A 1,866-nucleotide genomic window follows, 5' to 3' on the forward strand; every position below is an offset into this window, starting at 1 on the left:
GGGCCCTGCGCGACCTGCTGGCGGTCAACGGCGGCGGGCCGACCACCGTCCACTCCTGCGCCCCCGACGTCCCGTTCGCCCTGCTGCGCCGGGCCGGGGCCGGATCCGTCTCGTTCGACTTCTCGCTTCTCACCGAGCGTGAGGAGGAGGAGATCGGGGAAGCCGTCGAGGGCGGCACCCAGCTGCTGCTCGGTGTCGTCCCCTCGGCGGACGGCGCCTCGACCGCGTTGTCGGACCCGGGCGGTAGCGTCATGGGGGTCAGGACGTTGTGGAACAGGCTGGGGCTGACCCCGGGGACTCTCGCCGAGTCCGTGGTGGTCACCCCGTCCTGCGGGCTGGCGGGGGCGTCACCCGCCTACGCGCGGGCCGCGCTCGCCCACTGCGTCCGGGCCGCGAGGTCACTCGCGGACAACCCTGAGTAACGGGGTCGGGTCGACGGGAGGAACGGGACGATGGCCGGCGAACAGCAGGCGCAGGAGCTGACAGGCGTGTCCGCCGAGGCGCGGGAGCGGCACGCGCTGCTGTCCGAGCAGATCGAGGAGCACCGCTTCCGGTACTACGTGAAGGACCAGCCGGTCGTCAGCGACGCCGAGTTCGACCGGCTGATGCGCGAGCTGCAGGCCGTCGAGGACGAGAACCCGCAGCTGCGCACCCCGGACTCACCGACCCAGAAGGTCGCCGGTCCGTACACGACGGAGTTCACCTCCGTCGAGCACCGCGAGCGGATGCTCTCCCTGGACAACGCCTTCGACGACGAGGAGCTCGCCGCCTGGGCCGAGCGGGTCGCCAAGGACGTGGGCCGCCCCGGCTACCACTTCCTGTGCGAGCTCAAGGTCGACGGTCTCGCGGTCAACCTCACCTACGAGCACGGCAGGCTGACCCGCGCCGCGACCCGCGGCGACGGCCGCACCGGCGAGGACATCACCCCTAACATCCGCACGATCGCGGAGATCCCGCACCGCCTGCGGGGTGACCGGGTCCCCGCCCTGGTGGAGATCCGCGGCGAGGTCTACTTCCCGATGGAGGCCTTCGAAGGGCTCAACGCCCGCCTGGTGGAGGCCGGGGACAAGCCCTTCGCCAACCCGCGCAACGCGGCGGCCGGCTCGCTCCGTCAGAAGGACCCGAAGGTGACCGCCACCCGCCCGCTGCACATGGTGGTGCACGGCATCGGCGCCCGTGAGGGCCTCGACATCGAACGGCTCTCCGAGGCGTACGACCTGCTGCGGGAGTGGGGACTGCCGACCGCCCGGCACAACAAGGTGGTCGACTCCCTCGACGGCGTCCGGGAGTTCATCCGGTACTTCGGCGAGAACCGCCACTCCGTGGAGCACGAGATCGACGGAGTCGTCGCCAAGCTCGACGAGATCCCCCTCCAGGGCCGCCTCGGTTCGACCTCCCGCGCCCCGCGCTGGGCGATCGCCTGGAAGTACGCGCCCGAGGAGGTCAACACCAAGCTGGTGAACATCCGCGTCGGCGTCGGGCGTACCGGCAGGGTCACCCCGTACGCCCAGGTCGAGCCGGTCGAGGTGGCGGGCTCCGAGGTCGAGTTCGCCACCCTGCACAACCAGAACGTCGTGAAGGCCAAGGGCGTCCTCATCGGCGACACCGTGGTGCTCCGCAAGGCCGGGGATGTCATCCCGGAGATCCTCGGCCCGGTCGTGGACCTCCGGGACGGCAGCGAGCGCGAGTTCGTCATGCCCGTCGAGTGCCCCGAGTGCGGGACACCGCTGAAGGCCATGAAGGAGGGCGACGTCGACCGTCGCTGCCCCAACGCGCGTTCGTGCCCCGCCCAGCTGCGGGAGCGGGTGGCCTATCTGGCGGGCCGCAAGTGCCTGGACATCGACCACTTCGGCTACGTGGCGGCGG

1 protein-coding gene and 1 pseudogene are annotated in these 1,866 nt (G+C 71.4%); both read left to right on the top strand.

The features are described 5' to 3' along the window. Positions 1 to 422, top strand: a pseudogene (locus IH13_RS0123830) (methionine synthase); the annotation flags it as partial. A 30-nt stretch (positions 423 to 452) separates the two neighbouring features. Continuing rightward, the coding region (ligA, locus tag IH13_RS38265) for an NAD-dependent DNA ligase LigA (protein WP_031087672.1) at positions 453 to 1,866 on the top strand (1,414 nt) is incomplete at its 3' end.

The sequence above is a fragment of the Streptomyces sp. NRRL WC-3549 genome, assembly GCF_000721935.1.
In the GTDB taxonomy this organism is placed as follows: domain Bacteria; phylum Actinomycetota; class Actinomycetes; order Streptomycetales; family Streptomycetaceae; genus Streptomyces.